Below are 20,766 nucleotides of genomic sequence, written 5' to 3' on the forward strand. Positions count from 1 at the left end.
GTCAGACCACGCTGGCATCCTGCGGCACGGTGGAGCGCCCGAGGTAGACGTAGTCGTCGTGCTTCGCCCGACGCCCGTCCCCCGCGGCGCGGCCGTGCAGTCGTCGCCACACCCACGGGAGCGCGTACTGCCGCCACCAGGCCGCGCGTCCGATCGGCTCGTTCTCGTGCAACGCCGCATCCAGCGCTCCCAGCGCATCGGCGTGCGGCACCCCGAGCACCTCCGCGACGCGATAGGCGAGCACGCGGTGACCCCGACTGCCGAGATGCACGAGGTCCTCGCCCCAGTGCTGTCGCTCCCCCAGCGCCGGGAGCAGATCGGTGTCGATGAGGATCGCACCGGTCCGCGCAGCGACCCCGGCGAGCGCCGTGGCGAAGGCGGAGAAGCGCCGCGCGTACAGCGCCGCCGCGCGACGGGCGGGCAGGAACGGCGTGACCAGGATCACGTCGGCACCGGTCGCGCGCAGCCGCCGTACCGCGGTCTCCAGGCTCGCGGCGAGCGCGGGCACGTCGACGCGGTGCCTCACGAGATCGTTGGCACCCACCAGGACGGTGACCAGGTCGGGGCGGAGTTCGCGCGCCCGCTCCAGCTGCGGTCCGCATACGTCGGCCACGCGCTTCGACCGGATCGCGAGGTTCGCGTAGTGGAGGCCTCCCCGCGCGGCGAGGAGCAGCGCGAGCCGGTCCGCCCACCCGCGGAGCGCCCCATCGGGTCCGGGATCGCAGAGCCCCTCGGTCACCGAGTCGCCGAGGGCGACGATCCGCCGCCAGCGGCGCGCGGGGGCGTGCGGGGCCGGCTCCGGCCGGACGAGGCGGCGAGCGCGCAGACGACGGTCCACGACGTGCAGCGTCTGTGCCTCCTCGAAGTGATCCAGGAGCTGATCTCCGAGGTGCGCCCAGCTCCGGCCCTGCACCGCGCTCCAGCCCGCCTCCCCGAACGCCCGACGCCGGCGCTCGTCTCCGGCGAGCTCGGTCACGCGACGGCGGAGGTCTGCGAGGTCTCCTGGTCGGTACAGCCACCCGTCGACGCCGGGCCGGACGAGGTCGAGCGGGCCCCCTCTGCCTGTGGCGACCACGGGGACACCGCTCGCATGGGCCTCCTGGAGTGTCTGCCCGAAGGTCTCGCTCTCCCCCGGATGCACGAAGACGTCGAAGGAGGCCAGCGCCGCCGCGAGCACCTCCCCGTCGAGCCGCCCGAGGAAGAGGGCGTCGGGAAGCTGCTCCTGCAGCCGCTCCCTCCGGGGGCCGTCTCCGACGATGACGAGACGCGTGCCGGGAATGCCGTGCAGCGCGGCGAGATCCTCCACCTGCTTCTCGGGGGCGAGGCGTCCGACATAGCCGATGACGATCTCGGCTCCCCACTCGGCCCGGAGCGCGCCGCTGCGCCGCGAGGGGTGGAAGAGCTCGGCGTCCACACCCCGCCCCCAGGACCGGATGCGGTCGATGCCGAGCCGGCTCAGCTGCTGTGCCGACTCGGTGGACGGCGCGAGCGTGAGTGTCGCCCTGCGGTGCAGTCGGGCGATGTGGGCATGGGCGATCCCGGTCGTCGCCGCGACGCGGTATCTCTCCGTGTACGCGGCCACGTCGGTCTGGTACGCCGCGACCGTCCCGACACCTCCGCGTTCCGCGGCGAGCAGGCCCCGCCACCCGAGCGCGAACGGCGACGCCAGGTGGACGACGTCGGGACGGAAGCGGTCGAGCTCCGTGCCGATCCTTCGAGCCGTCGCCGCGCCTACGCGGACGTCCCGGTATCCCGGGAGCGGGACGCTGGGAATCGCGGTGACGGGCGCGCCGTGCAGCTCTGCGGGGATTCCGATCGCGGCCGGAGCGAGCACACAGGCGTCATGCCCTCGGCGCTCCAGGTGACGAAGGATCTGCATCACGGATCCGGTCACACCGTTCATGTGCGGAAGGAAGGACTCGGTGACGATCGCGACTCTCACCCCTTCAGGATGGCCGCGCTCCCCGTCCCCGCCGAGGGGAATCGGGGTCGGGCACCGGATGTTCACCGGATGCTGGATCACGGGTCACCGGTTATCCGCGCGTTGGTTCCCGTTCACCGCCCCGGGGCAGAGTGACGCCCGTGCCGACAGACCTGATCGCCGACGTCCTCGCCGGCCCCTGGAGCCTGGCCGCGATGAGCCTGCTCGTGCTCGGTGACGCGTTCTTCGTGGTCGTTCCGGGAGAGATCGCCGTGACCGCCCTCGGCGCCGTGGCGGTGACCACCGGAACGCCCGCGCTCTGGGCGGTGGTGCTCTGCGCTGCGGGGGCAGCGGTGCTCGGCGACGCCTGTTGCTATCTGATCGGCCGCGTCGTCGGCACCGAGCGCTGGGGCTGGATGCGAGGGCGCCGCGTCCGGCAGGCCCTCGCCTGGGCACGCGACCGGCTGGACCACGGCACGGCCACGGTGCTGTTCACCGCGCGCTTCGTGCCGTTCGCCCGGCTCGCCGTGAACCTCGTGGCGGGCGCCTCCCGCATTCATCCGCCTCGCTACCTGGTACTCGTGACCCTGGCCGCGCTCGGGTGGGCGGGCTACCAGGCCGCCGTCGGAGCGATGGTCGCCGCAGTACTGCCCGGGGGCCCTCTCGTCGCCGTCCCGGTATCGGTGGCACTCGCCGTCGCCCTGGGGCTCGGGCTCGACCGACTCACACGGGGACGGGAGCGGTGACCCTCGCCGCACGTCCGGCCGTGCTCTAGGCTCGGGAGCATGAGCACCGAAGAAGGCGCCGGCTCCTCCTCCGAGGACATGAAGCGCAAGTTCAAGGAAGCGCTCGAGAAGAAGAACGCGCACCACCGGCAGGGCGAGGCTCACCTCGACGGCGATTCCGCCGTGCACGCCGCCCACGCCCCGCAGACGCGGCGCGAGTTCCGACGCAAGAGCGGTTGACCGTGAGGATGCGGGAGCCGGCTCGGCCGGGCTCCCGCATCCCGCACGTGCGTGTCAACGACGGTCGCCGCGGAGTCGAGCCCGCTCCTCCTTCGCCGTCATCTCGGCGACGGCTGCTTCCCGCAGCTCCTGCATGTCCGCGTCCTTCCCGCTGCCCGCGGGTCCGTGCGCATCGACGCCGTCGAGCAGGGACTCGTCGAAGGGCAGCTCGCCGCTGAGCACGCGTCGCACACGTCCACGATCGATCTGCTTCGTCCACGTGCCGATCAACACGGTCGCGACCGCGTTACCGGTGAAGTTTGTAAGCGCTCGCCCCTCAGACATGAACCGATCGATGCCCACGATCACACCGACGCCATCGACCAGGTCGGGGCGGTAAGCCTGAAGGCCGCCGGCGAGGGTGGCGAGACCTGCTCCGGTGACCCCGGCCGCTCCCTTGCTCGCGATGATCATGAACACGAGGAGACCGATCTGCTCGCCGATCGTCATCGGCTGGCCCATGCCTGTGGCGATGAACAGCGAGGCCATGGTCAGGTAGATGGCCGTGCCGTCGAGGTTGAACGAGTACCCGGTCGGAACGGTGATGCCCACGACCGGCTTGGAGACGCCGACGAACTCCATCTTCGCGATCAGACGGGGCAGTGCAGACTCCGAAGACGACGTTCCGACGATGAGCAGGTACTCCCTGGCGAGGTACTTCATGAGCGCGAAGATGTTCACCCGCGCGACGGCCCACAGCAGCACCCCGAGAATCACCACGATGAACAGGACGCAGGTGATGTAGAAGGCGACCATCAGCGTGCCCAGGCTCCAGATCGCGGCGATGCCGGTCTTGCCGACCACGGCGGCGATCGCGCCGAAGGCACCGAGCGGCGCCAGCCACAGGATCATGCCGAGGATGCGGAAGACGAGCCTCTGGAGCTGCTTGACCGCCTCCATGATCGTGGCGCCACGGTCGCCGAGCCCCTGGAGGGCGAAACCGACGAGGAGCGCGATCAACAGCACCTGCAGCACGCTTTCCCCCGTGAACGCCGAGAAGAATGTGGTCGGGATGATGCCGAGGATGAACTCCTGTGTCGTCTTGGCCTCCGCCTCGACCGCATCATACGTCGATGAGGCCATGTCGAGTCCGGACCCGGGGTGGATGATGTTGCCCACCACGAGACCGATCGCGAGGGCGAAGGTCGACATGACCATGAAGTACAGCAGCGCGAGTCCGCCGATCTTGCCGACGGTGGCCGCCTTGGCGATCGACCCCACACCGACCACGATCGTGCAGAAGATGATCGGGGCGATCATCATCTTGATCAGGGCAACGAATCCCTTGCCCAACGGCTCGAAAGCTTGTCCGACCTCGGGCCAGACGAGACCGACGACCGCACCGAGCACGACCGCCAGGAGCACCGACACATACAGCCAGGTGTGCCGGTCCCACGATTGCTTCCCTCGCCGCCAGTTGAACTTCGGCAGTGAGAATCCTGTTGTGAGCGCCATCGCGTCCTCCTCGATCATCGACGTCATCGTCCGGTGGGCGGCTGCTTCGCCGCCGATCAGAGTTCACGGTCCTCGACTTCCCGCGTCGGGGCGAGTTGTGGTCGTATTGGTCACGGCATCTGAGCATCGACGATCGGAGGAAGCGATGGCGCGCCCCTCCCGCACCCGCAGCACCGCCTCCCGTGTGTTCGCGGTGCTGCTGGTCGTCGCCGTCGTGGTCGGCATCCTCGTCGCGGGCTTCCTGGTGCTGGAGGCGCAACGATCGATCCGCGCCGAGGCGGAACGGGTCACGGCCGCCACTGCCGTCTCGCTCGCCGCCTCCCCGGACGTGATCGACGGGCTGAGCTCAGAAGACCGCGCGGCAGCCACGCGGGCGCTCGAGCCCTACTCGCTGACCGTCGTCGCCGGTGCGGGGCTCGACTTCATCACCGTGATGACTCCGGACGGCACGCGGATCACCCACCCCGACGCCGACCAGATCGGCGGAACCTACCTGGGCACGATCCCCGCGTCGCCGCGCACGCTCACGGAGGAGTTCACCGGCACCCTAGGACCATCGGTACGGACCATCGTCCCGGTCACCGCGCCGGATGACGACATGATCGGCTGGGTCGCCGCAGGGGTGACGACCGAGTCCATCAGCGACACGCTGATCCGCCGCCTGCCTCTCACGCTCGGCATCACGATCGCCCTCGTCGCCCTCGGTGCCGGTGGCGCGATCATCGCTCGCCGCGTGACCCGCCGAATCGCCGGCGACCTCCCGCCCGGCCAGCTGCGCGACGCCGTGTCGTCGTACGAATCGATCCGCACTCTGGGGGAAGCGCTGCGGGCGCAGACGCACGAACACGGGAACAGGATGCACGCCGCGGTCGCTCTGCTCGAACTCGGACGCCGTGACGAGGCGATCGAGATCCTCACGGAGACGTCCCGTCAGAGCCAGTCCCTCGTCGACCAGGTCACCGCGCGACGCCACGGCGATCCGGCCGTCGGAGCGCTCCTCCTCGGGAAGGCCTCTCAGGCCAGGGAACGCGGCATCGATTGGCGGGTGCATATCGAGCCGGACACCCCACGCACGACCCTGTCGACCGTGGATTCCGTGTCCGTGCTCGGCAATCTGGTGGACAACGCCATGGATGCCGCGGCGAACTCGCAGGACCGCTGGGTGCGAATTTCGCTCCGTCCACACGAGGGCCACGGAGTCGTGCTGGAGGTCTCCGACAGCGGTCCCCGGATCGCGGCGGCCGTGCGCGAGCGGATGTTCGACCAGGGCTTCTCCACGAAGCCCGCCGGTGCGCAGGAGCGTGGCATCGGCCTGGCACTCGTGCGCTCGGTGGTAAGCGGGGCGGGTGGATCGGTGACGGTGACAGACGCTCCGACCACTTTCCGCGTCGTCCTCCCCGCTGCGCGAGATCAGCACGGCCGGCGACGATGATACACACGCTCATCGTCGACGACGATCCACTCACTCTCGAACTGCACCGCGACTACCTGGCCCGTCTCGACGGTTTCGAGGTCACCGGCGAATGCACGGGCGCTCGCGCCGCGATGACGGCCGTGCTCGATCGACCCGACGCATTCGAACTCATGCTGCTCGACATCACGATGCCGGATGGCTCAGGTATCGACGTGCTTCGCGCACTCCGAGGACGCTCCGCCGCCCTGGACGTGATCGCGATCACCAGCATGCGCGACGCCGAGTCGGTGCGGCAGATGGCGGCCCTCGGGGTGTTCCACTACCTCGTGAAGCCGTTCCCGTTCAGCGTTTTCCGCGAGCGGATGGAACAGTACCGCGCGTACCGAGAGCAGGCGCGGTCCACTGAAGGCGAGGCCACACAAGCGGAGATCGACGCGCTGCTCGGCCGCACCACAGGCGCGATCGCGCTGCCGAAGGGGCTCTCGACGACCTCCTTGGACCGAGTCGTCGCAGTGTTGCGCGCTGGTGGCCCCCTGTCGGCACGCGAGGCGGCCGAGCGACTGGGCATGTCGAGGGTCGCGGTGCGCCGGTACCTCGAGCACCTGGTCGCCGAGCGCGTGCTGACACGGGCTGCACGCTACGGCACGCGGGGCCGGCCGGAGACCGAGTACGACTGGAGATGTCCTGGATCGCCTCCCGCCTAGGTGAGCGTGTCGGGGTCCTTCGTGGAGCAGCTGCGGTCTCCCGACTGGATCGCGAGGCTCACGCCGGTGCGCAGGCATGACGCCATCGCACGACGTCCCTCGGACATCGTCGATGGCGTCATGCGTGACTCACTCCCCGGCGAGACCGCCGAGCATGTGACCGAAGGAGCGCCCCTCACCCAGGTAGGTGGCGGGGTCGTACGGGTCGACGACGGCGGCGGCGTCCCGGCGCGCGACCGCCTCGGCGAGTTCCCTCGCTCCCTTCTCGACCCGCTTCGCCAGCGGCGCGACGTCGTCTCCCGCGCCGCCCCAGTCGCTCGACGCCGCGAAGACACCCGTGGAGACGGCCTCGGCATGCAGGTAGGCGAACAGCGGTCGGATCGCGTAGTCGATCGCGAGGGAGTGCCGCGGCGTTCCCGCGTTCGCTCCGATCAGCACCGGCTTCCCGGTGAGCGCGTCCGGGTCGAGCACGTCGATGAACGACTTGAACAAGCCCGAGTAGCTCGTCGAGAAGATCGGGGTGACCGCGATGAGGGCGTCGGCCGAGACGACGGTGTTGATCGCGGTCTCGAGTGCGGGAGGCGCGAAGCCGGTCAGCATGTTGTTCGTGATGTCGTGCGCGTGGTCACGCAGCTCGATCACGTCGACGGTGGCCTCGATGTCGCGCTCCGCGAGCGCCTTCACGGTCTCCGCGGCCAGACGGTCGGCGAGCATCCGGGTGGACGACGGGTTCGACAGCCCCGCCGAGACGACGGCGATGCGACGCGTGGTCATGTCAGGCCTCCTTCCGGCCGAGTCCGAATGCGGCACCGGCGGGCGCCGGCGTGTCCTGGTAGGGCGAGTCCCCGGTGAGGTTGTCGCCGCGGTTCGCGCCGGGACGCGCCTGCCGGGTGGGCCCGTCGCCGTACGTCGCCTGCACGCGCGCGGCGTGGGTCGGCGCGTCGGGCACCGTGGACGGGCGGCCCTTCGCGAGCTCCTTGCGGAGCACCGGCACCACCTCGGCGCCGAGGATGTCGAGCTGCTCGAGGACCGTCTTCAGCGGCAGACCCGCGTGGTCGATGAGGAACAGCTGGCGCTGGTAGTCGCCGTAGTGCTCGCGCATCGCCGCGTACCGGTCGATCACCTGCTGCGGCGACCCCACGGTCAGCGGGGTCATCTCGGTGAAGTCCTCCATGCTGGGGCCGTGACCGTAGACGGGCGCGTTGTCGAAGTACGGGCGGAACTGGTTCACCGCGTCCTGCGACTTCGCGGCCATGAACACCTGGCCGCCGAGACCGACGATCGCCTGCTCGCGCGTGCCGTGGCCGTAGTGCTCGAAGCGCTGACGGTACAGCTCGATGAGCCGCTGGTAGTGCTCCTTCGGCCAGAAGATGTTGTTCGCGAAGAAGCCGTCGCCGTAGTACGCGGCCTGCTCCGCGATCTCCGGGGTGCGGATCGAACCGTGCCACACGAACGGGGCGATGCCGTCGAGCGGACGGGGCGTGGAGGTGAAGCCCTGCAGCGGCGTGCGGAACTTGCCCTCCCAGTCGACGACGTCCTCGCGCCACAGCTTGTGCAGCAGGGCGTAGTTCTCGATCGCGAGCGGAAGGCCCTGACGGATGTCCTGCCCGAACCACGGGTACACCGGGCCGGTGTTGCCGCGGCCCAGCATGAGGTCCATGCGGCCGTCCGAGACGTGCTGCAGCATCGCGTACTCCTCGGCGATGCGGACCGGGTCGTTCGTCGTGATCAGCGTCGTCGAGGTGGAGACGATGAGGCGCTCCGTCTGGGCGGCGAGCGCCGCGAGGAATGTCGTGGGGCTCGACGACCAGAAGGGCGGGTTGTGGTGCTCGCCGATGGCGAAGACGTCGAGGCCCACCTCCTCGGCATGCGTGGCGATGGCCAGCGTCGCCTTGATCCGCTCCTGCTCGCTGGGGGTGACTCCCGTGGTGGGGTCGCGGGTGATGTCGCTGACCGACATGATGCCGAACTGCATCGCCTGCGCGCCTGACTGCTCGCTCATGATTGCTCCGTGTTCTCCGAATCGGATGCTCCACATCCGGTTCTATTCATTTGAATGTAATTGGGTCAACGCGTGCAGGGCAACTTTATTCCCGGCCGGTAGCCTCGGAGAATGAGCACCACCGGAGTCGGGACGACGGGGCCCCACACAGGGCCCGCCCGTAAACGCCGACGCGTGCCCTTCTGGGACAACGCCCGCTACGCCTGCATCGTCCTCGTCGTGCTGGGCCATGCCATCCAGCGCCTCAGCTACGACTCGGACATCGCCTTCGCCTTCTACCTGGCGCTGTACGCGTTCCACATGCCGGCGTTCGCCATCATCTCCGGCTACTTCTCCAAGTCGGGCTCTCCCACCCGGACGCAGATGGCCCGCGTCATCACCGACATCATCCTCCCCTACGTCATCTTCGAGGCGCTCTGGACGCTCACCAAGTGGCTCGTGGAGGGAGAGACCACCCCGAACCCGACGCAGCCCAGCTGGACGCTCTGGTTCCTGCTCGCGCTCGGGATCTTCCGTCTCGTCCTCCCCTACCTCGCGCTGCTGCGCTGGCCGCTGCTGTGGACGATCGTGATCTCCATCGGCGCCGGCTACCTGCCGAACGTCGACAGCACGTTCTCGCTCTCCCGGACCCTGGGCCTGCTGCCGTTCTTCACCCTGGGCTGGTGGCTCCGGGAGAAGAACGTCGTCGACCGCCTCCGTCTCCTCGACGTCCGCCCGTGGTGGAGCCGCGTCCTCGCGCTCGTCGTCCTCGGCACGGCCGGATGGGCCGCGTGGAACTGGCTGCCGCTGTGGCAGGCGGTCGACCTGCGGCACTGGCTGTTCTACGAGGACTCCTACGTCGACCTCGTCGGCGACCAGTGGTGGGCCGGCGGCATCCGCATCCTGCTCATGCTGCTCGCGGTCGTGCTGTGCGCCGCCTTCTTCGCCCTCATCCCCCGCGGGGCGTACTGGTGGACCACATTCGGTCAGTACACGATGTACGTCTACCTCCTACACTCCTTCGTGCTCTACCCGTTCCGCGAGAGCGGCGTGCTGCGCGACCTCGAGCCGACCTGGTTCTGGCTCCCTGCGGTCACGGCGCTCTCGGTGGTCCTCGCACTGCTGCTCGCGACCACGCCCGTGCGGCGGGTGTTCCGTCCGCTCGTGGAGCCGCGGCCGCGGTGGCTGTTCGCCGATCCCGAGCTCGCGTCGCGGGAAGGTCGCCGCAACGATCCGACCGGCTCCCGGCGTCCGCGATGACAGGCGCCCACCCCGCGTCCGAGGTCCGGGATCGGCTCGTCGCCATCGCCGACTCCCAGGGGTTCGCCGCGCACGGGCTCCACGTGCGCATCGGCGACGACACCGCGGATCACCGCTGGACGCCCGATGTCCGTGAGGACGTGCACTCGATCGCGAAGGGCGTCTGCGTCTTGGCCGCCGCCCTCGCCGCCGATGACGGGCTGATCCGCCTGGACGAGAGCGTGGCCACCCTCCTGCCGGACCACGAACTCGGCGACGGCGTCGCTCACGTCACCCTGCGTCACCTGCTGTCGATGTCGAGCGGCATCGACCTGCCGTGGTCGGAGACGCTGATGACGGACTGGCCGGATCTGGCCCGGGAGTTCCTGCGACGGCCATCACGCGGCCGCGTGTTCCAGTACTCCAACGCGAGCACCTACACCGCGATGACCGCTCTCGCGACCCGGGTGGGCGACGTCGGCGACTACCTCTCGACCCGCCTCTTCGCCCCGCTCGGCATCGAGGACGTGGCGTGGTCCCGCTGCCCGAACGGCCGCATCGAGGCGGGTGGCGGCCTGCCGCTCCGCACCGAGGAGGTGGCGCGCCTGGGTCTGCTCATCCGCGATCGCGGCTCCTGGCAAGGTCGTCGGCTGGTCGCCCCGGAGTGGATCGACGCCATGCACGAGGACGGCGTCGTCGCGGGCGTCAACCCGGGCTACGACCGCTATGCGCTCGCGGGCTGGCAGGGTCCGGGGCGGGCGTGGCGGCTGCACGGGGCGCACGGCCAGTTGCTGCTGTTCCTCGGCGACGCGGTGGTGACGGTGACCGCTCACGATCACGCCGGAGCGGACGCCTTCGCCGCGGACGCCGTCGCCGTCCTCGAAGACGTCGCCGTCGGCTGAGTCCTGCTCAGGCGAACAGCTCCGCCCCCACGTACGAACCCGGTCGCGCTCCCGGCGGGATGGCCCAGATGCCCGAGCCCACGTGGCGGATGTACTCGTTGAGACGGTCGGTCGACAGTCGGCGCTGCAGGCTGATGAACTGGGCGGGATCACGCTGGTAGGCCAGGAAGAACAGCCCGGCGTCCAGGCGCCCCAGGGCGTTGTTGCCGTCGACGTAGTTGTACCCGCGGCGCAGGATGCGGATGCCGTCGTTCTGCTCCGGATGCGCGAGCCGGACGTGACTGTTCGCATCGATCTCCGTGCCGCGGAAGTCGGGGGCCGTGAACTCATCGCCTCCGGAGAGCGGTGCCCCGACCCCCTTGTCCCGTCCGATGACCGAGTCCTGCTCGGCCAGGCGCACCCGGTCCCAGGTCTCGATGAGCATGGCGATCTTCCGGGCGACCAGATACGAACCGCCGGCCATCCAGGACGGCTCGTCACCCTCGGCGACCCAGACGTGCTCGGCGAGCGCCGCGGTGTCGTCGGCGAGGATGTTGGCCGTGCCGTCCTTGAAGCCGAAGAGGTTCCGGGGCGTGGCCTGGCTCGCCGTCGTGCGCGAGGTCTTGCCGAATCCGAGCTGTGACCAGCGCAGGCGGGCCCGCCCGAACGCGATGCGGCTGAGGTTGCGGATCGCGTGCACCGCGACCTGGGGGTCGTCGGCACAGGCCTGGATGCACAGGTCGCCGTGCGACGCCGCCGGATCGAGGTCGTCCCCGAGGAAGGCGGGGAGCCGTTCGAGGCCGGGCGGACGCCGAGCGGCGAGACCGTAGCGATCGCCGTCCTCGTTCTCGAACAGCCCCGGCCCGAACCCGAACGTGAGGGTCAGGCCCGCGGCGGGAAGCCCCAGCGCCTCCCCCGTGTCATCCGGGGGCGCTTCGGCGGGACCGTTCACCGCGCCGCTCGCACTCACCTCCAGCCCCTGCGTCATCCGCGCCGCGGCGTACGACCAGTCCTGCAACAGGGAGATGAGGTCGTCCCGATCGGTGCGGGGCATCATGTCGAAGCTCGCGAAGTGCAGGTGGTCCTGCACCGGCGTCGTGATGCCGGCCTGGTGCGCGCCGAAGAACTCGTACCGCGACTCGGCGTCCTCGGCGGCACGCGCACGCCCGAGCGCCATGCCTCCGGCCGTGCCGGCCCCCAGCCCGACGGCCAGGCCGGCGACGCCACCGCCGACGGCCAGCCCGAGCAGCCCGCGGCGGCTGAGACCGCCGCCGGAGGGCTCCGACGGCGGGGCCGCCGGAGTCTCCCGGGCGACGGATTCCGACTCGTTCACGTCCGTGCTCCTCCGTGTGCCGCCGTCAGTCGAGCACCGTGCCGGTGAGCTGCGAGAGCGGCTCGGCGAGTGCGTTGATGAGGTCGGTGAACTCGCGCTTGTCGGCTTCGGTCAGCTCGCCGTACCCCACGAAGCCCTCGGCGAGCGAGCCGTGCGCGGCGAGGGACTCCTCGAGGGCGGTGTATCCGGTCTCGATCTCGGAGACGAGGGCCTCGCCGTCGTCGCCCTGCGCCGCGGCGAAGTCCTGCACCAGCGAGAAGGCCATCTTGGAGCCCTCGACGTTCGCGGCGAAGTCGAAGAGATCCGTGCCGGACCACCAGTCCTCCTCGCCGGAGATCTTGCCGGTGGCCACCTCGTCGAGCAGCGCGATCGCGCCGTTCGAGATGCCGCCGATCCCCTGGTCGTCCAGCGCGGTGGTGAAGTCGTCCGAGTGCACGTAGTCGTACAGCTCCTGCACGTCGGCCAGGAGCAGGTCGCCGTAATCGGCGCGCTCCGCGGGCGTGGACGGCGCCCAGTCCTGCCATGCCGGGGTCTCTCCGTCGGCGTTCAGCGCGTCCTTCGCCGGCACCCAGAGGTCCTTCTCGATGCGGTGGAAGCCGGTCCAGTCCAGACCCTCCGCCACCGCATCGACCTCTCGGTAGTCGATCCGCGGGTCGAGGTCTCCGAGCGCCTCGGCGACGGGCTCGATGCGCTCGTAGAACGCCCTCGTCTGCGGGAAGAGCGTGCGGGCGGTCTCGTCGTCGCCGGACTCGTAGGCGGCCACGAGGTCTTCCACGGCCGGCACGAGCTGCCCGACCTGATCCTTCACGAACGCCCCGTAGAGATCGACGGCCTTCTGCTTCTGCTCAGCGTCGGGGCCGTCCACCGCCACGCGGTCTCCGGTCACCGTGAACGACGCCCGGCCGACACCGTCGCCGACCATGCCCGGCTTGCAGAGCGTGAAGTACTCGCCCGGCTGGGCGACCACCGTGAGGGTGCGGGACGCGGCCGGGGCGATGTTCTCGACCTCGCCGACGATTCGCAGTCCGTCCTCGGCCAGCAGGTAGAACTCGGAGACCTGGTCGGTGTCGTTCGTCACATCGAACGTCAGCGTCCCGCTCTTCGCGGTGGACGCGGAGACGGCGCAGTCCGTGGCGGTGGATGAGACGTCGAACGCCGCCGTCGCCTGGGCATCGCTCTTCGCGACGCAGCCGCTGAGGAGGAGGACGGCGGTACCCGCGGCGGCTGCCGCGGCGAGGACCCGGTGCGAGGTGATCATGCTGCTCCTTGCTGTGTGAGGGAGGACGTCGGGGTGGGGGCGGAGGCGCCGCGCGTCGAAGGGCGTGCCGAGCGCAGGCCGCGGAGGTAGAGCCCGCCCACGACGAGGATGTAGAGGCCCCAGGCGATCACCTGCAGCCAGGTCATGGCGGGCATGAAGCCGACCGTGGCCTGCAGGACGGAGGCCAGCGCGCCGCCGGGAGCGATCGCCGCCGACACGTCGAACGCCCAGCCGAACGGGAAGCCGGCCGCGCCCACGGCGACGGCGCCGGTGACCGGGTCGAGCGGAGCGGCGGCGGTGAACGGGCCGGGAAGCGCGCCCGCCTCCTGCAGATCCATCAGCGCGTAGGCGAGGACGCCGGCGGCGACGATCACGAGGAAGCCGCCCGTCCAGGCGAAGAAGCGCCGCAGGTCCAGGCGCAGCGCCCCGCGGGAGATGAGCCAGCCGAGCACGACGGCCACGGAGAGTCCCAGGACCGCGCCGACGAGCGCCGAGGGGGCGTCGCCGAAGGACTGCACCATCGACCACAGCAGCAGCGTGGTCTCGATCCCCTCGCGGGCGACGGAGACGAAGCCGATCGCGATGAGCGCCCAGAGACCACCCACCGTCAGCGCGCGATCGATGCCGCCCTCCAGGGTCGCCTTCATGGTGCGGCCGGCGCGCTGCATCCAGAAGATCATCCACGTCACCATCGCCACCGCGACGAGGGACAACCCGCCGCCGATCAGCTCCTGGGCCTGGAAGGTCAGTTCGTAGGCCCCGAAGGTCAGGATCGCGCCGATGCCCAGAGCGAGGGCGATCGCGAGACCAACCCCGGCCCACATCTTCGGCAGCGCGTCCCGGCGACCGAGACGGCGGAGGTAGGCGACGAGGATGCCGACGACGAGCGCGGCTTCGAGACCCTCGCGGAGTCCGATGAGGAAGGTGGCGAGCACGGGAGACACTCTCTGACTGACGACTGAGGTAAGGCATCCCTTACCACCGAGACTCTAGCACCGCGACCGGCGCGGCCCCGACACCGCCGCCGGAGGTAATGGAGTGCAACAGAGCGTCCTCCGGCCACATCCCCGACATAGCCTCGGTCCATGGCTGAACTCTCGCTCCCCATCCTCGACCTGTCCCAGCTCGACGACGGCCCCGAGGCCGCGGCGCGCTTCCGCGACGACCTCCGCGCGGCCACTCACGACGTCGGCTTCTTCTACCTCACCGGCACCGGGATCTCGCCGGAACTCGAGGCGCGGCTGCACCAGGCGGCCCTCGACTTCTTCGCCTTGCCGGAGGAGGACAAGCTCGCGATCGAGAACGTCAACAGCCCGCACTTCCGCGGCTACACCCGGATCGGCGGGGAACGGACGCAGGGCAAGGTCGACTGGCGCGAGCAGATCGACATCGGCCCCGAGCGCGAGCCGGTGGACGGTGGCCCCGCCTTCAACCGCCTCATCGGCCCCAACCTCTGGCCGGCCGCCCAGCCCGAGCTGAAGCAGGTCGTCACCGAGTGGCACGACGCTCTGACGGAGATCGCCCGCAAGCTCCTGCGCGCCTGGGCCCTCACTCTCGGGGCCGAGGAGACCTACTTCGACGAGACGTTCCGCGATCCGTCGACCCTCATCAAGATCGTGCGGTACCCGGGCACGAACGAGCCGGAACCGCAGCAGGGCGTCGGCGCGCACAAGGACTCCGGGGTGCTGACGCTGCTCTGGGTCGAGCCCGGCAAGGGCGGGCTCCAGGTCGAGCGTGACGGCGAGTGGGTGTCGGCTCCCCCGGTTCCCGGCGCCTTCGTCGTCAACATCGGCGAGCTGCTCGAGTACGCCACCGGCGGCTACCTCAAGGCGACGAACCACCGGGTGATCTCGCCGCGAGCACCGGAAGAGCGCATCTCGATCCCGTTCTTCTTCAATCCGGCGCTCGATCAACAGCTCCCGCTGCTCGAGCTCCCCGCCGACCTCGCCGCCGAGGCGACCGGGGTCACCGAGGACCCGAGCAATCCGATCCACGCGACGTACGGCGAGAACGCCATGAAGTCCCGGCTGCGCGCACACCCCGACGTGGCGGCCATCCACCACCCCGACCTGGTCCGGACGCCCGCCTGACAGGCTCCGCGACGCGGCATCCCGGACATGACGAAGGCCGCCCCACACCGTGGGGCGGCCTTCTCAAGAATGTTCTGCGCGATTGAACGCTGGGTCCGTGGTGCCTTATCGGCGAAGACCAAGGCGTGCGATCAGCGAGCGGTACCGCTCGATGTCGACGCTCTGGAGGTAGCCGAGCAGACGACGGCGCTGACCCACGAGCAGGAACAGACCACGACGCGAGTGGTGGTCGTGCTTGTGCTCCTTCAGGTGCTCGGTGAGGTCCTTGATGCGCTGCGTCAGCATCGCGGCCTGCACCTCGGGGGATCCGGTGTCACCGGGGTGCGTCGCGTACTCTTCGATGATCGCCTTCTTGACGTCTGCTTCCAGTGCCATAGATTCGATCCCCTCTCTGCTTGTTGCGCGGCGCCCGACGCCTGATGCGTGAGCTCTCTTTATCCGCGGCCGATCGAACGGCAACCTGACGAGTCTACCAGCCCGAACGACCACGGCGGGACACGGGGTCCGGAGCGAGGCGCACCGGTCAACTAGGCTCGGGATGTGCAGAAGAAGATCGCCCTGTGAGCTCCCGACGCGGCCATCTGATCGACCTCACCCCGCTGAAGGCCAGCCCGGCCTTCGCCCGGATGTGGATCGGCTCGACGCTCGCCGGCATCGGCGGTCAGCTCACCATCGTGACCGTGATGCTGCACGTGTTCGAACTGACCGAGAGCACGTTCGCCGTCTCGATGATCGCCGTCGCCGGTCTCTTGCCGATGATCCTCGCCGGTCTGTACGGCGGCATGCTCGCCGACGCGTTCGACCGCCGACGGGTCGCGCTGATCGCGGCCACCGTGACGTTCGCCTCCACCGCGCTCCTCGCCGCGCTCACATGGACGGGGACGGAGACGATCTGGTGGCTGTACGCGCTGAGCATCGTGAATTCGGCGGCGAACTCCGTCGGCATGGCCACCCGGACGGCGATCGTCCCCCGACTCATCCCCCGCCGCATGCTCGCCGCCGCGTCCGCGCTCAACGGCGTCGCGTTCGGACTCACGGTCATGGTCGGCCCCGCGCTGGCCGGACTCCTCGTGGCCCTCACCGGGTACGGCTGGACGTACACGATCGACGTCGTGCTCATGCTGTCGATGTTCCTCGGACTGTGGACCCTCCCCGCCCTGCGCCCCGAAGGCGACACCGTGCGCCCCGGCCTCGCCTCACTCGTCGACGGCTGGCGCTTCCTCCGCCGGGCGGGCAACATCCGGATGCAGTACGTCATGGACATCATCGCGATGACCTTCGGGCAGCCGCTCGTGCTCTTCCCGGCGCTGGGCACCGTGATCCTCGGCGGCGGGGCGTTCACGACCGGCATCCTCACGGCGGCGGTCGCCGTCGGCACCTTCTCCTCGAGCCTGTTCTCCGGCCGCGTGGTGCAGTACCGGTGGCACGGTCGTGGGATCGCCCGTGCCATCGAGGCCTACGGCGCCGCGATCGCCCTGTTCGGCGTCGTCCTCTTGATCGGCGCCTTCTCCGCGACGCCCGCCGGCGAGGACCGGCCGCACGTCCTGCTCATCGTCGCCGCGTGCGTGGCGCTCGCGCTCTCCGGCGCCTCGGACAACATCAGCTCGATCTATCGGAACACCATGATGCAGGCCGCGGTACCGGACGCCATGCGCGGACGCCTGCAGGGGCTCTTCGTCGTCGTGGTGACCGGCGGCCCCCGCGTCGGCGCCCTCTACGCCGGGACCCTCGCGACGCTGACGTCGCTGTGGTTCCCCCCGCTGCTCGGCGGCATCCTCGTGATCGTGCTCGTCGCCCTCCTCGCCCGTCGGCACCCGCGGTTCCGCGCCTACGACGCAGAGAACCCCGAGCCCTGACGGGCCCGGGGTTCGGAGAGGTCTGCGCGCGTCAGTCCTGCTGCAGCGCACCCTGGAGGTCGAGCGTGATCGTGACGTCCTTGCCGACGAGCACGCCGCCGGTCTCCAGCGCGGCGTTCCAGGTGAGGCCGAAGTCCTCGCGGTTGATGACCGTCTTGGCGGAGGCGCCGGCCTTGTAGTTGCCCCACGGGTCGCTGCCGAAGCCGCCGAAGTCGAGCTCGAAGGTGACGGGCTTGGTGATGCCGCGGATGGTGAGGTCGCCGTCCACGAGGAAGTCGCCACCCTCGACGCGCGCGCCGGTCGAGACGAAGTCCATGGTCGGGAAGTTCTCGGTGTCGAAGAAGTCGGCGGAACGGAGGTGCTGGTCACGGCCCTCGTCCTTCGTGTCGACGGAGGTCACGTCGACCGAGGCCTCGACCTTGGCGTCGAGCGGGTTCTCCGGAGCCACGAGCGTCGCGCTCTTCACGCCGAAGGTGCCGCGCACCTTCGAGATCATCATGTGGCGGACGCTGAAGGTCACCTCGCTGTGGGACGGGTCGAGGACCCAGGTGCCGGGGCGGTAACCGGGGATGTCGATGCTGCTCATGATTGCTCCTCAGGAGACGTCGGCCGCGGCGGCGGCGAAGGGATGGCACCGCGATCGTCCGCGGCACCCTTCCGACAACATACATTCATTCGCATGTATTCCCGTGTCGAGCAGAAAGTCCGGAGACATCGAAAGCGCCCCGCACCACAGGGTGCGGGGCGCTTCCGAACGAGGATGTCAGCCGACAGCGACGAGATCGATGATGAAGATCAGCGTCTTGCCGGAGAGGAAGTGCCCTCCCCCGGCCGGGCCGTACGCGAGGTGCGGCGGGATGATCAGCTCGCGACGGCCGCCGACCTTCATGCCGGGGATGCCGTCCTGCCAGCCCTGGATCAGGCCACGGAGCGGGAACTGGATGGTCTCCCCGCGACCCCACGACGAGTCGAACTCCTCGCCGGACTCGAACTCCACGCCGGCGTAGTGGACGGTCACGGTGTCGCCGGGCTTGGCCTCGGCACCGTCACCCTCGATGATGTCGCGGATGACCAGTTCTGCGGGGGCAGGGCCGGTCGGGGCGTCGAACTCGGGCTTTGTGCGATCAGTCATGGCTCCATCCAACCCGACCGCCGCGCGCGCGGTCAACGCGACCGCACCTGCTCACAGCGAACACCTCGTCGAGCCGCCGTGGCCGCCCGTCGCGGAGACCCTTGACACATCCCCGGGGCCGGGTGCACCCTGGTGGCAGATCAACTCAGCGCCCGGGAGACATGCAGGCATCGCCGCAGCACCGGGCGCTGAGTCTGTCCGGAGCGGTCCCTCAGTAGGCCAGCAGCGCGGCGCGTGCCGCCCTCGTGCGGATCAGCAGAGCACGCTCGTCCTCGACCGCGAGCGGGTCGCGACCGGTGATCGCCCGCTGGCGAACCGCCGCCAGAGCCGTCGCGTCCTTGATGAACTCACGCATCAGCGGCCGGCGGTCGCCGCGCAGCTGCGCCGCCCACGCCAGCCCGACCTTGCGCCCGGCGGGCGTGGCGAGCATCGTGACCTCCTCCGGCGTGAACCAGCCGGCGGCCGCGTACTCGGCCAGGCGCGCCCGCGTGAGCCGCGCCTCCTCTCGCCGCAGCGCGACGATCCCGAGGATGAAGCCGATGAACAGCGGCACCTGCAGGGTGAAGTAGAGCCCGAAGAAGTCGGCGAAGGTCGCCGACCCGTTCCACAGGCCGTGCAGGAGGATCGCCCCGACCATGCCGACCAGGCCCGCGCCGGCGGCCGCTCCCGCGGAGGCGTGCCGGCGCGCCACGAGGCCGATCGCGAACCCCGTCAGCGAGGTGAACATCGCGTGGGCGAACGGCGAGAGCACCGCCCGCACGATGAAGGTGACGCCGAGCTGCTCGCCGCCGCCTTCGATCAGACTGATGGCGAAGTACTGGATGTTCTCGGTGAACGCGAAGCCCGCGCCGACGAGCGCCCCGTAGACGACGCCGTCGATCGGACCGTCGAAGGATCGTCGCGCCAGCAGGAAGATGAGGAAGACCCCGAGGCCCTTCCAGAACTCCTCGACGATGGGCGCCTGGATCACCGCGGAGAACTCCTCGGAGCGGATGTCGAACAGCATCGTGAGGCCGATGTCGACGAGGAGCGTGAGGCCGACCGCGGCCACGGCACCCCAGGCGATGGCGAACGCCACGAGACGCTTGGGCTCCGGCTCCCACCGGTCGATCATGCGCACCCCGAGGAAGACGATCGTGAGCGGGATCAACGCCAGGACGAGCCCGATCACCGAGGCGGTCGGTCCGAGCGCCCAGCCGAAGTAGCCGATGAGCGCCAGGAGGAGGAACCCGAGGAAGCCGAACAGCCACAGCGAGATCGTCCGGCCCTTCTTGTTCGGCACCGGGAGAGCCGGCAGCGACTCGGCGGGCGACGGCGCGACGGGAGCCGGTGGCGTGTAGGGCGTCGGCTGCGCGAGGGCCGACGCATAGCCCGGCTGCTGTCCGAACGACGGCGGCAGATACGGCGACTGTGCGTACTGCGCGGCGGAGTACGCACTCGGCTGCGCGGGCGGCGCGGACGGCGGCGTGTACCGGGCGGGCTGCTGGGGGTCGGACGGTCCTCCGAAGGTCATGCTCAAAGCTTATGGGGCACAAGCATCCGCGCCGGGCTCTGGGGGCTTCCTCCACCCGACCGGCCGCACGCACCCGGTAGCGTAGAACCATGCGGTTCGCTCACCTGCGCCGTCCAGACTCCTCCCAGGCGGTTCTCGCCGTGGTGGAGGGCTCGGACGCCATCCTCGTCTCCGATCTCCTGTCCGACGCGCCTGCCACCCTGCAGCAGCTGATCGAGCGAGGAGACGCCGGACTCGACGAGCTCCGCGCCGCCCTGCGCGACAGCACGGCCCCGCGCCACCCGCTGACCGGCTGGGGGTTCGCCTCCGCCGTGATCGCGCCGCCGGCCGTGCTCGCCGTCGGTCTCAACTACGCCGCGCACTCCAGCGAGCTTGGACTCAAGACCGACGCCGCGCCGACCGTGTTCACGCTGTGGCCGAACTCGCTGACCGGTCACGACCAGACCACGTCCTGGCCCCGGAGCCTCAGCGAGGCCGTCGACTACGAGGCCGAGCTGGGCGTGCTCATCGGCACCCCCGCGAAGGACGTGCCGGAGGCGGACGCCCTGACGCACGTGTGGGGCTACACGGTGGTCAACGACATCACGGCGCGGAACATCCAGTTCTCCGAGGCGCAGTGGTCCCGCTGCAAGTCGTTCGACGGCTTCACCCCCACCGGGCCCTTCGCGGTGACCGCCGACGAGATCGCCGACCCGCAGGACCTCCACATCTGGACCGTGGTGGACGGACACACCGTGCAGGACGCCAGCACCGACCAGATGGTGCGCTCGGTGGCGAAGCTCATCGCCCACCTCTCCCAGTCGCTCACCCTGCTCCCCGGCACCCTGATCTCCACGGGCAGCCCCGGCGGCGCCGGCTACTCGCGCGACCCGCAGATCTTCCTCCGCGACCGCTCGACCGTCACGGTCGGCATCGACGGCATCGGCGAGCTCACGACGCACTGCCGCATCCTCGACTGACCCGGACGCGACGAAGGGGACGGGAG

At 70.0% G+C, this 20,766-nt stretch carries 20 protein-coding genes; 9 read left to right on the forward strand and 11 right to left on the reverse strand.

The features are described 5' to 3' along the window. Position 1: 1 nt before the first annotated feature. Positions 2 to 1,942, reverse strand: a complete 1,941-nt coding sequence (locus tag CJ226_RS16745) for a GDSL-type esterase/lipase family protein (protein ID WP_062635230.1) — start codon at positions 1,940 to 1,942, stop codon at positions 2 to 4. 140 nt (positions 1,943 to 2,082) lie between these two features. Here CJ226_RS16745 and CJ226_RS16750 point away from each other — a divergent pair, with 140 nt between their 5' ends. Beyond that, complete coding sequence (locus CJ226_RS16750; protein ID WP_231868211.1) at positions 2,083 to 2,667, forward strand: DedA family protein; 585 nt, start codon at positions 2,083 to 2,085, stop codon at positions 2,665 to 2,667. Between the two features lie 39 nt (positions 2,668 to 2,706). Further along, on the forward strand, positions 2,707 to 2,886 hold the full coding sequence (locus CJ226_RS16755) for a DUF5302 domain-containing protein (protein WP_025103207.1): 180 nt from the start codon (positions 2,707 to 2,709) through the stop codon (positions 2,884 to 2,886). Between the two features lie 54 nt (positions 2,887 to 2,940). Here the strand turns inward: CJ226_RS16755 and CJ226_RS16760 are convergent, their stop codons facing one another. Next, positions 2,941 to 4,380, reverse strand: a complete 1,440-nt coding sequence (locus CJ226_RS16760; RefSeq protein ID WP_102209887.1) for a cation:dicarboxylate symporter family transporter — start codon at positions 4,378 to 4,380, stop codon at positions 2,941 to 2,943. A gap of 145 nt (positions 4,381 to 4,525) precedes the next feature. Here CJ226_RS16760 and CJ226_RS16765 point away from each other — a divergent pair, with 145 nt between their 5' ends. Then, a complete protein-coding gene (locus CJ226_RS16765) occupies positions 4,526 to 5,812 on the forward strand; it encodes an ATP-binding protein (RefSeq protein WP_102209874.1) in 1,287 nt (428 codons plus the stop codon). Next, on the forward strand, positions 5,809 to 6,498 hold the full coding sequence (locus CJ226_RS16770; RefSeq protein ID WP_062634918.1) for a response regulator: 690 nt from the start codon (positions 5,809 to 5,811) through the stop codon (positions 6,496 to 6,498). Before CJ226_RS16765 ends, CJ226_RS16770 begins: the two co-directional genes overlap by 4 nt. A gap of 129 nt (positions 6,499 to 6,627) precedes the next feature. On the opposite strand, the gene CJ226_RS16775 is transcribed toward CJ226_RS16770, so the two are convergent. Together CJ226_RS16775 and CJ226_RS16780 are read right to left on the reverse strand one after the other, a co-directional pair. After that, a complete protein-coding gene (locus CJ226_RS16775; protein ID WP_025103206.1) occupies positions 6,628 to 7,272 on the reverse strand; it encodes an FMN reductase in 645 nt (214 codons plus the stop codon). A gap of 1 nt (position 7,273) precedes the next feature. Continuing rightward, positions 7,274 to 8,500, reverse strand: a complete 1,227-nt coding sequence (locus CJ226_RS16780; RefSeq protein WP_102209875.1) for an LLM class flavin-dependent oxidoreductase — start codon at positions 8,498 to 8,500, stop codon at positions 7,274 to 7,276. Between the two features lie 111 nt (positions 8,501 to 8,611). Here CJ226_RS16780 and CJ226_RS16785 point away from each other — a divergent pair, with 111 nt between their 5' ends. Together CJ226_RS16785 and CJ226_RS16790 are read left to right on the forward strand one after the other, a co-directional pair. Continuing rightward, positions 8,612 to 9,739, forward strand: coding sequence for an acyltransferase family protein (locus CJ226_RS16785; protein ID WP_102209876.1), 1,128 nt, complete (start codon positions 8,612 to 8,614; stop codon positions 9,737 to 9,739). After that, positions 9,736 to 10,620: a serine hydrolase gene (locus tag CJ226_RS16790; RefSeq protein ID WP_102209877.1), complete on the forward strand. Its 885-nt coding sequence runs from the start codon at positions 9,736 to 9,738 to the stop codon at positions 10,618 to 10,620. The genes CJ226_RS16785 and CJ226_RS16790 overlap by 4 nt, the downstream gene beginning before the upstream one ends. Positions 10,621 to 10,627: 7 nt before the next feature. Here CJ226_RS16790 and efeB read toward each other — a convergent pair whose 3' ends face one another. From efeB to efeU, 3 genes are read right to left on the reverse strand one after another with little or no spacing between them, the layout of a single operon-like run. Next, a complete protein-coding gene (efeB, locus tag CJ226_RS16795; protein WP_102209878.1) occupies positions 10,628 to 11,932 on the reverse strand; it encodes an iron uptake transporter deferrochelatase/peroxidase subunit in 1,305 nt (434 codons plus the stop codon). 25 nt (positions 11,933 to 11,957) lie between these two features. Continuing rightward, on the reverse strand, positions 11,958 to 13,190 hold the full coding sequence (gene efeO, locus CJ226_RS16800; protein WP_062634928.1) for an iron uptake system protein EfeO: 1,233 nt from the start codon (positions 13,188 to 13,190) through the stop codon (positions 11,958 to 11,960). Beyond that, positions 13,187 to 14,125 (reverse strand): iron uptake transporter permease EfeU, encoded by a 939-nt coding sequence (efeU, locus tag CJ226_RS16805; protein WP_102209888.1) that lies wholly within the window; start codon positions 14,123 to 14,125, stop codon positions 13,187 to 13,189. Before efeU ends, efeO begins: the two co-directional genes overlap by 4 nt. Positions 14,126 to 14,275: 150 nt before the next feature. Between efeU and CJ226_RS16810 the strand changes: the two genes are divergently transcribed. Beyond that, positions 14,276 to 15,280, forward strand: a complete 1,005-nt coding sequence (locus tag CJ226_RS16810; RefSeq protein ID WP_102209879.1) for an isopenicillin N synthase family oxygenase — start codon at positions 14,276 to 14,278, stop codon at positions 15,278 to 15,280. Between the two features lie 105 nt (positions 15,281 to 15,385). On the opposite strand, the gene rpsO is transcribed toward CJ226_RS16810, so the two are convergent. Next, a complete protein-coding gene (gene rpsO, locus CJ226_RS16815) occupies positions 15,386 to 15,655 on the reverse strand; it encodes a 30S ribosomal protein S15 (RefSeq protein ID WP_017203073.1) in 270 nt (89 codons plus the stop codon). A 185-nt stretch (positions 15,656 to 15,840) separates the two neighbouring features. Here rpsO and CJ226_RS16820 point away from each other — a divergent pair, with 185 nt between their 5' ends. Beyond that, positions 15,841 to 17,136 (forward strand): MFS transporter, encoded by a 1,296-nt coding sequence (locus tag CJ226_RS16820; RefSeq protein ID WP_102209880.1) that lies wholly within the window; start codon positions 15,841 to 15,843, stop codon positions 17,134 to 17,136. A gap of 31 nt (positions 17,137 to 17,167) precedes the next feature. On the opposite strand, the gene CJ226_RS16825 is transcribed toward CJ226_RS16820, so the two are convergent. The 3 genes from CJ226_RS16825 to CJ226_RS16835 all read right to left on the reverse strand — a co-directional run bounded on the left by CJ226_RS16825 (position 17,168) and on the right by CJ226_RS16835 (position 19,781). After that, complete coding sequence (locus CJ226_RS16825; RefSeq protein WP_025103197.1) at positions 17,168 to 17,722, reverse strand: YceI family protein; 555 nt, start codon at positions 17,720 to 17,722, stop codon at positions 17,168 to 17,170. Positions 17,723 to 17,899: 177 nt separating this feature from the next. Further along, on the reverse strand, positions 17,900 to 18,268 hold the full coding sequence (locus CJ226_RS16830) for an FKBP-type peptidyl-prolyl cis-trans isomerase (RefSeq protein ID WP_025103196.1): 369 nt from the start codon (positions 18,266 to 18,268) through the stop codon (positions 17,900 to 17,902). Between the two features lie 211 nt (positions 18,269 to 18,479). Next, a complete protein-coding gene (locus tag CJ226_RS16835) occupies positions 18,480 to 19,781 on the reverse strand; it encodes a PrsW family intramembrane metalloprotease (RefSeq protein WP_082802876.1) in 1,302 nt (433 codons plus the stop codon). Between the two features lie 89 nt (positions 19,782 to 19,870). On the opposite strand from CJ226_RS16835, the gene CJ226_RS16840 reads away from it, so the two are divergent. Continuing rightward, the gene (locus tag CJ226_RS16840; protein WP_025103194.1) at positions 19,871 to 20,740 is read left to right on the forward strand and encodes a fumarylacetoacetate hydrolase family protein; all 870 of its coding nucleotides are present in this window, start codon (positions 19,871 to 19,873) and stop codon (positions 20,738 to 20,740) included. Positions 20,741 to 20,766: the final 26 nt, after the last annotated feature.

Source organism: Microbacterium sp. UMB0228, from assembly GCF_002871415.1.
Lineage (GTDB): Bacteria > Actinomycetota > Actinomycetes > Actinomycetales > Microbacteriaceae > Microbacterium.

Bases quoted from the DNA above. Each gene is read 5' to 3' on its own strand.
- CJ226_RS16755 (WP_025103207.1), top strand. From the start codon at position 2,707: ATGAGCACCGAAGAAGGCGCCGGCTCCTCCTCCGAGGACATGAAGCGC.
- CJ226_RS16760 (WP_102209887.1), bottom strand. From the start codon at position 4,380: ATGGCGCTCACAACAGGATTCTCACTGCCGAAGTTCAACTGGCGGCGA.
- CJ226_RS16765 (WP_102209874.1), top strand. From the start codon at position 4,526: ATGGCGCGCCCCTCCCGCACCCGCAGCACCGCCTCCCGTGTGTTCGCG.
- CJ226_RS16770 (WP_062634918.1), top strand. From the start codon at position 5,809: ATGATACACACGCTCATCGTCGACGACGATCCACTCACTCTCGAACTG.
- CJ226_RS16775 (WP_025103206.1), bottom strand. From the start codon at position 7,272: ATGACCACGCGTCGCATCGCCGTCGTCTCGGCGGGGCTGTCGAACCCG.
- CJ226_RS16780 (WP_102209875.1), bottom strand. From the start codon at position 8,500: ATGAGCGAGCAGTCAGGCGCGCAGGCGATGCAGTTCGGCATCATGTCG.
- CJ226_RS16785 (WP_102209876.1), top strand. From the start codon at position 8,612: ATGAGCACCACCGGAGTCGGGACGACGGGGCCCCACACAGGGCCCGCC.
- CJ226_RS16790 (WP_102209877.1), top strand. From the start codon at position 9,736: ATGACAGGCGCCCACCCCGCGTCCGAGGTCCGGGATCGGCTCGTCGCC.
- efeO (WP_062634928.1), bottom strand. From the start codon at position 13,190: ATGATCACCTCGCACCGGGTCCTCGCCGCGGCAGCCGCCGCGGGTACC.
- CJ226_RS16810 (WP_102209879.1), top strand. From the start codon at position 14,276: ATGGCTGAACTCTCGCTCCCCATCCTCGACCTGTCCCAGCTCGACGAC.
- rpsO (WP_017203073.1), bottom strand. From the start codon at position 15,655: ATGGCACTGGAAGCAGACGTCAAGAAGGCGATCATCGAAGAGTACGCG.
- CJ226_RS16825 (WP_025103197.1), bottom strand. From the start codon at position 17,722: ATGAGCAGCATCGACATCCCCGGTTACCGCCCCGGCACCTGGGTCCTC.
- CJ226_RS16830 (WP_025103196.1), bottom strand. From the start codon at position 18,268: ATGACTGATCGCACAAAGCCCGAGTTCGACGCCCCGACCGGCCCTGCC.
- CJ226_RS16835 (WP_082802876.1), bottom strand. From the start codon at position 19,781: ATGACCTTCGGAGGACCGTCCGACCCCCAGCAGCCCGCCCGGTACACG.
- CJ226_RS16840 (WP_025103194.1), top strand. From the start codon at position 19,871: ATGCGGTTCGCTCACCTGCGCCGTCCAGACTCCTCCCAGGCGGTTCTC.